9 protein-coding genes are annotated in these 7864 nt (G+C 41.5%); all 9 read right to left on the bottom strand.

From position 1 onward, the window contains the following. Positions 1–96 precede the first annotated feature (96 nt). Positions 97–624, bottom strand: a complete 528-nt coding sequence (gene raiA, locus AB5916_RS13960; protein ID WP_158421147.1) for a ribosome-associated translation inhibitor RaiA — start codon at positions 622–624, stop codon at positions 97–99. 117 nt (positions 625–741) lie between these two features. Beyond that, positions 742–1503 carry a phosphoribosylformimino-5-aminoimidazole carboxamide ribotide isomerase gene (hisA, locus tag AB5916_RS13955; protein ID WP_368191512.1) on the bottom strand — a complete coding sequence of 254 codons (762 nt, stop codon included), beginning with the start codon at positions 1501–1503 and terminating at the stop codon, positions 742–744. 284 nt (positions 1504–1787) lie between these two features. Then, on the bottom strand, positions 1788–3305 hold the full coding sequence (locus AB5916_RS13950) for an RNA-binding domain-containing protein (RefSeq protein ID WP_368191511.1): 1518 nt from the start codon (positions 3303–3305) through the stop codon (positions 1788–1790). 292 nt (positions 3306–3597) lie between these two features. Continuing rightward, positions 3598–4056 (bottom strand): DEAD/DEAH box helicase family protein, encoded by a 459-nt coding sequence (locus tag AB5916_RS13945; RefSeq protein ID WP_262582717.1) that lies wholly within the window; start codon positions 4054–4056, stop codon positions 3598–3600. A gap of 1 nt (position 4057) precedes the next feature. Beyond that, positions 4058–4273 carry a helix-turn-helix transcriptional regulator gene (locus AB5916_RS13940; protein ID WP_158421150.1) on the bottom strand — a complete coding sequence of 72 codons (216 nt, stop codon included), beginning with the start codon at positions 4271–4273 and terminating at the stop codon, positions 4058–4060. A gap of 204 nt (positions 4274–4477) precedes the next feature. Then, a complete protein-coding gene (locus AB5916_RS13935) occupies positions 4478–4645 on the bottom strand; it encodes a hypothetical protein (RefSeq protein ID WP_368191510.1) in 168 nt (55 codons plus the stop codon). A 39-nt stretch (positions 4646–4684) separates the two neighbouring features. Then, the gene (locus tag AB5916_RS13930; RefSeq protein WP_368191509.1) at positions 4685–5164 is read right to left on the bottom strand and encodes a hypothetical protein; all 480 of its coding nucleotides are present in this window, start codon (positions 5162–5164) and stop codon (positions 4685–4687) included. A gap of 165 nt (positions 5165–5329) precedes the next feature. Next, complete coding sequence (locus AB5916_RS13925; RefSeq protein ID WP_368191508.1) at positions 5330–6943, bottom strand: amidohydrolase family protein; 1614 nt, start codon at positions 6941–6943, stop codon at positions 5330–5332. Further along, positions 6944–7864 (bottom strand): ABC transporter permease, encoded by a 921-nt coding sequence (locus AB5916_RS13920; protein WP_158421153.1) that lies wholly within the window; start codon positions 7862–7864, stop codon positions 6944–6946.

The following is a 7864-nucleotide window of genomic DNA, read 5'->3' as shown; positions in this document are numbered from 1 at the left end:
CATAAAATAAACCTCCAAACTGAGTAATTCTATCTTACATCAGTTTGAAGGTTTACACAAACTTTGGGATACTCCCTTTTCAGAATCTATTATGGTTTAATCCTCTGGTTCAATCAGGCCATAAGTGTTGCCTTTACGCTTGTAGACTACATTTACCTGATCGGTCTCTGCATTACAGAATACAAAGAAATTATGTCCCAGAAGCTCCATCTGCACACATGCATCCTCAGGATACATAGGCTTGATATCAAACTTCTTGGTACGAATGATCTTAACTTCCTCATCCTCTTCATACTCTTTATCAAGGTATGCTTTCTGGAAGCTGTCTGCTGCCTGTTTCTTGTCTGCTATTTTATTCTTGTATTTCCGAAGCTGACGCTCGATCACTTCTTCCACAAGGTCAATGGATACATACATATCATTGCTGACCTGCTCGGAACGAATGATGCTTCCCTTTACAGGAATCGTGACTTCGATCTTCTGTCTTTCTTTTTCAACACTTAAAGTTACGACAACTTCGGTGTCAGGAGTGAAATACCTTTCCAGTTTTCCAAGCTTATCCTCAACTGCAGTCCTAAGCCCTTCTGTGATTGTGATATTTTTACCGCTGATGATGAATTTCATACTTCCATCCCCTTTGCTGTTTGATGGGTATATTATAGCACATTGTTTTCATTTTTAACATCTTTTTCTTAAAATTTCAGAATTTTTTACAAGTTTTACGTTACTTGTCCATTCCGTTCACAGTAATCTTTCAAAAGGAATGCTTCCTCCAAAAAGATCCAATGCACTGCCAATGGTAAAATCCAGGTTTCCTTTCCCGGCCTTATCCAATAAATCCAGATCCTGCTGGGAACCGATCCCTCCTGCATAAGTAACCGGTCTCATGTGAAATTCTCCCAAAAGAGCAGCAAGTTCTGTTTCGATCCCACTTGCCTTGCCTTCTACATCCACTGCATGTACAAGAAATTCGTCACAATAAGATCCAAGCCGCTCCATCAGTTCCAAAGTCACAGGAACCTGGGTAAACTTCTGCCAGCGGTCTGTCACCACATAATAAGCATCCGTCTTTTTCCGGCAGCTAAGATCAATGACCAAATGCTCCCTGCCGGCGGCTTTTTCAATTTTTTCCAGGTTTTCCCAGGAAATCTTTCCATCCTTAAAAACATACGAAGTTACGATCACATGGCTGGCCCCGGCCTGCAGATATTCCTGGGCATTATCAGGGTTCACGCCGCCACCGATCTGCAGTCCTCCCGGATATGCCTTAAGTGCAAGCAGTGCCTGCTCCTTTGTAGCTGGAAAATACGGAGAATCCCCACTATTCAGAAGTATCACATGGCCTCCCTTCAGTCCTTTTTCTTTGTACAATTCTGCATAAAAAGCAGCATCCTGTCCAGAAACAAAGTTCTCTTCCGCCTGATCCTGCACATCCCGAAGGCTTCCCCCTACGATCTGCTTAACTTTCCCATTATGTATATCAATACAAGGTCTGAATCTCATATATTCCTCCTGAATCCCATATATTTCCCATAACCCTTATCTGTTTCTCCTGAATCCATCACTTTCCCATTATACACAACTCCCTGCCCATCCACAAGCCGCCAGCCGTAGAGAAAAGTGTGTTATGAATTCGCTTTTTGCGCATTCCATGATAATTTGTATGCGGTATCCATATCGTCCGTAATATTTTTGTAGCCAAAATGTAGCCACTGTTTTTATTCACCTCAACGCAATTGCTTTATTGAACTGACTAATCGGACTTGATTCAGATAGAAGGTTACCTATTATTTCTTTACAATCCATTTTCCACTCCTATTAGATCCCTGTCTTTCGACTAGTCCTTCCTCTCTCAAATCCTTTATAATCTTCTGAATCTGCTTTCTCGATAAATCAAACTCTTCCATGAGTTTAACCTGAGTTATCTCTGGATTTTCTTCCAACTTCTGCAATATATCCAGCTTTCTTTCGGCTCCTTTTTTCGGCTCCTTTTTTTGGCTCCTTTTCGGCTCCTTTTCGGCTCCCTTCTGATTACGTTCTGAGTCTTCATCTTTCAAAAATGCTTCGTGAACAAATAATCTTGAAATAAAATAGCTATGATCCTCATCTGTTTCAAACTCTGGTTTCGGAGACCCATTTGCTTCAAGGGCTCTCAGTATCTTGCCAAATCCAGTATTTCTACCCTCTGTCAAATGCAACTCCTTAAGGATATCTCCAATACGACGATTTCTATATCTACGATTAGAAACCTTATATCGTTTTAGTCCTTCTTGCGTCACTGATCGATCTGGTCCCGGAAAACTTACGATTTCAATCATATCCTTTTCAACTCTTACCTCTATCGGCTCTCTGATATCGTAGCCTCGATGATAAACAGCATTGGCAAGAGCCTCTTCTAAAGCAGCATACGGATAGTTATACACCCAATCTGCCTCTGCTTTGTCCGCACTCTTTACAATTTTTTTCGTTACGATGGAATTCTTTATAAACTGTAATGCCTCTCTTAGTTGTTGATGAATCGGTCCTTTAAAAGTATTTTCGATAATATTGTCTCCGCCTAACCCATCCGGAAATTGTACAATATCAATCTGTGTACACGGAAAAAATTTATCTGGTTCCATGCAAAAGAACATTAATCCTACGTTTTTTGGTTTTATATACTCTGGAAGTGTACTGATAATATTCATGTCACTACATAATTCAGTGAAATCTCCCAATTTTGATTTTTCATACAGCGAACTACCTATCTCTTTAAGATAATTCTGAATTAACATAATATTCAAATTTTCTAATTCTGCCTGATGATTCACTCTATCATCAAATGGAACTCTATTTGCCAGATTGAATAAATCTTTTTCTTCATCATCTGAAGGTTCTACAGTATTGGAAGCTTTACGAATATAATGTATTCTCTCTTTGTTATCTTTTTCCATTGTCTTTGGTGATGAATACGGTCTGTTATCTCCACCAGGACACCATATAACAATAAAATGCTTGTCTTGATATGTTTCAACACCAATAATCGGTGTATAAGCCGGTCTAAGGAGTTTGCATTTTGCAAATATATTTTTCTGATAAGAATCCAGCTTTTCTGTCGGAACTCCCTTTAATGGAAAAACAGGCCTGCCATTATTTTCCTGTACACCGATAACAATATATCCACCGCCCCAGTTGTCAAGATCATTTGCAAATGCACATATAGATTTCAAAGATGCCGCTGCATCCCAGGTTTCCTTAAATTCAATTCTCGCCCATTCAACTACATCTCCGGACAAGAGAGTTTTAATACTTGTTGGTATTGCCATATGGTCACTTCCTTCCTATATCTTTTTTAAACACTGGCCTGAGGCGCGCACACTTTATCAAAATCAATTTCTTCAACTTGGACAAATGACTATATACTGTCATGATATATTGTGGTATGCAATACTGTTTTTGCACTTCCATACAATGCTGTTTTATAAGCTGATATGCCTTTAAGATATTATTCCTGTCAGTATACCAATCTTCCAAATAATTTTCGCTTTTATCCCCTGTAGATGATTTTTTCCATTCTATCGGATTGGTAAAATAAATCCTTTTTTTCTGAAATCTGGATTATAGCATTTTACAAAATCTGCAAGATCTGCATCTATCATCCACAATTGCTTCCTCATTCGGTATATAAGAGGATTTTAATCTACGTACTCCATATATCTGTGAAAATGAGCGTGGATCATCGTTCGGTGTATACGCAAGAAACTCTCTTTCTGCCTGCTCACCTAGCCCTTTCGTATCTACTAAAAATAAGATGCGTTTCATGTTCCCATATTTGAGCAAACGATATGACGCCGTAATTGCTGTGAATGTCTTTCCCGCTCCTGTTGCCATCTGTACTAATGCCTTCGGACGATTATCTGCAAACGATTTTTCCAGATTATTGATTGCATTAATCTGACATTTTCGAAATCCCTTTACATCTAAAGGTAGAAAATATTTGAAAGAACTCTTTGCATAACGTCCTGACTGGCGGAGATTATTATCGATTACGCAACGCGCTTTTTCTTCCGGTGTCATATCATTCTTCATCTCCCTTATCTACATACTCTATGATATCGCCATAATCGACCTCCAGAACGTTGCATATTTTACCTAAAACAGTAAGTGTTACTTCTTCATTTCGACGAAGCTTTGTCATTGTATTAGGTGCGATTCCAGAGGCTTTTCTTAAGTTTGCTTTACTTATTTTCCTGTCAATTAACAATTTCCATAAACGCTCATATGATACAGCCATGATTGCCTCCTGACATCTGTTTAATGCTTTATACGCTGTTCATAACAAGTATATCATCACATCATATTTTTCGCAAGAACTTGCGATTTTCATCGACACCTACATCTGTTTTTCTTATAGTTCCATACCTCTGGATTGATTTTTTTAACTTTCTGTTGTTTTTCTTGTTTTTTCACTTCCTGCCTGTTCTCTTCCAATCGCTCTTTAATATTCTTTTTCTGTTACTCTACGCTCACTTCTACATGTTCTGTAGCTGGCACGGCCTGCATGTGAATCATTCAAAAGGGCAAAAAATATCCTGTTTCTATAGCATTGCAAAGCTTTCGCAGCTATAGAAACAGAATAATTTTTGCCGCCTATACAGTTCTTCATACCAACCGGCCGTGCCAGGAATCTCTTTACATAATCCCCCTACCGGCCTTCCACTGCATTCCCAACCGCATCCCCGGTATCCTCCACAGCATCTCCAACACCATTTCCGATGTCCTTTACTGCATTCCCAAGTTCACCGGATACCGTGCCGTCCCCATTGTTATTCTGATCAATATTTCCATCCTGCTGACCCTTTGTTGTCTGATCAGGTCCATTATCCGTTACATCATCCGGTGCATTATCTGGTGCATTGTCTTCTTTATTCTCCCTCACATTCTCCTCTTTGTTATCCTTTGCGTCATCTATTTTGTCCCTATTTCCATCATCTTCCGTTTTTTTATCCTTATCTTTTTTATCTGCGGCATTATCCTCTGTGGCATTATCTTCGGCAGCTTTGTCCTCCGTACTCTTTTTCGTTTCATCTGCTGCCTTACGTCCGTTCTTTGTGCCACATCCTGCCAGCATAGAAAATGTAAAAACAAGCAGTATACTCATCAGAATCATTTTAGCTTTTTTCATTCCACTGATCTCCTTTTTCCTTGGGATTTAACTTGTACTGTGTAACTCTTCAGTGCCCTGGCGGGATACTGCCTGCTGAATCGTTACTGTAATGTTATTTTGTATATTTTTACAAATCCTATACTGGAAAAATAAGGAATATGAAATCAGGTACTATTCCGGATGCTATCTTGCAGCTCTTACGATCACTTCTCCGCTGCCAGGATTGTTCCACTGATCCTTCCTGACAACGATCTGGCCGCCTGTAAGCACATAATCAAAGCCTGTGCACAGCCGGTCCGGATTGTCAAAATCTGCTGCAGTATCCAGATTTTCCAGGTGGAACACACATAAATCTGCCGGCATTCCCATCTGAAGGGTCCCACGGTCCATGTGATAAACCTGCGCAGGTCTGGCTGTCATCTTATAGATTGCTTCCTCAATGGTAAATATCTTTTTATCACGCACATAATCCGTCAGCAGCTTTGGAAATGCAGCACATACTCTTGGATGCCTTTTCCCTCCTGCCGGATAAACGGCATCAGAGATCAGATTGGCACGCCTGTCCTTTAAAAATAAAAGCATATCCTCTTCAGAAGCAATGGTATCCAGCATAGTTACCTCACATTTTTCTGCAATCAGGATATCATACAAGGTATCATAAGGATCCTTCCCCAGCTGCTGCCCGATCCTGGCAATAGACTGACCGGCATAAGGTGCATATTCCGGTGTATGAAGGCTGCTTGCATAAATCCTTTCAAAGCCTGCCAGCTCCACAATATTTTCAAACTCCATAGAAGGAGTCTTCAGCACACGGGTCAGTTCTTTTCGGTAATCCGGATCTGACAGCCTGCGGATGATCGCCTCAGTTCCGCCTTTCTGGCTTTGGGGAGGCAAAAGGTGAACCAGCTGGGTAGAACCTGTAAGATAAGGGTACAGGTCAAAATCCACTTTCACACCCCTTCGCTCCGCCTGATCCAGAAGCTTCAGGATCTTTACCGGAGTCTCTCCCCAGTTCTTCTTACCAATACATTTCATATGGCTTACATGAAGAGGGATCTGAAGTTCTTCTGCAATACCGATCACCTCTTCCAAAGCCGGAAGGATGCCATCTCCCTCATTTCTGATATGGGTAACAATAGGGATCTGTGTTCCTTTTAAGGGTGAAAGCGCCTGCACGGCTCCCTTTTGATCGTATTCAAACTCCGGAGCATAGGCAAGTCCCATGCTTACCCCCAGTACGCCTGCAGCCAGGCATTCTTCCAGCACTGCCCACACCTGATGAAGTTCCTCATTTGTAAGCCGGCCTGGGGCATAGCCCTTCACTCCAGCCCGGATGGTCCCGTTGCCAGATAGCATCCCGGTATTCACACTTCTTTTTACCTTTTTAAGGGCATTCATATAAGAAGTCATATCCGGCATGCTCTTCACATCTGCGGTTGGCTCTCCGGTAACACTGCTTAAAAAGCTACTGATTTCTTTTGCATATCTTTGTCCTGCAGGTGCTACAGAAAGGCCGCAGTTTCCATTTACAACTGTAGTCAGTCCCTGCCTGTTCAAAAGCCTGTCATCCCCGTTTACAAGGGCTTCCCAGTCACCGTGTCTGTGGATATCAATAAAGCCGGGGGTAATATAGCCCCCGGCAGCATCCAGAATCTGGTCTTTTGGAAAATCTGAAGGGATCTCCACAAAAGGAGCAATCTCCAGGATGATTCCATCTTTTACCACAACGGTTCCCAGGAAAGGCTTTTCCATTTTACCATTTACAATAAAACCGTTTTTGATAATATATTCTGTCATTTAGTCCTCTTTTACATAATTAGCACCAAGCTTTGCCGGCACGTTAAACTGTTTCCTGCATACTGTAAGTACGATCACAAGGATGTATGGAAGTGCGCTGAACAGCTCACTGGGAATGGCTGCATTGCCAAGAGCTTTTACATAAGTTCCCAAAGCGTCGGAAATACCAAAAACAATGCCGAAGATCAAAGCCCCAACTGGATTCCAGTTACCAAGAAAGCAGATACCAAATGCGATCCAGCCTCTTCCTCCAATGATCTCTGATGTATACATTCCCACATTGCAAAGAGAATAGTAAGCACCTGCCACACCGCCCATGCATCCGGCTACAAGCACGGCCAGGAATCTGGTCCTTGTAACATTAATACCGGCAGCATCTGCAGCCTCTGGATTCTCACCGCAGGATCTCATGGAAAGTCCAAGAGAGGTTCTATAGATCACAAAAAATACGATAGGAACCAGAAGATAGGTAATATATGTAACAATATTCTGTGAAAACAGTACCTGTCCAATCACAGGGATCCTGGACAAAAGAGGAATCCTGATCACTGATAAAGGTGTTACCTTAAGAGGTACTGTCTGAATGCCAAAAATCACACGATAGAAGAAGGTACAGAACCCGGTGATCAAAATGGCGATGGCTGTTCCCATAACGATCTGATGCTGATGCATATACACAGTAGTCACTCCATATAAAGCCGCCACAAGAAGACCACAAATCATAGCAAGAAGAAAGCCTGCCAGCATGCTTCCGCTAAGATAAGCGCCAATAAAGCCGCCCCATGCACCAATAAGGAAAATACCTTCAACAGCAGTAACCATCATACCTGTACGCTCTGCCAGAACTTCTCCCAGTGCTCCAAGGATCAAAGGTGTACTCATGAAAAATGCTCTGGTGATCAAATTAATAAATACCTGCAT

It is taken from the genome of Blautia sp. 1033sp1_1033st1_G9_1033SCRN_220408 (assembly GCF_040929965.1).
GTDB lineage: Bacteria > Bacillota > Clostridia > Lachnospirales > Lachnospiraceae > Blautia_A > Blautia_A ammoniilytica.
Note: the sequence above shows the minus strand (reverse complement) of the source record. Positions and strands in the feature narration are given on the sequence as shown.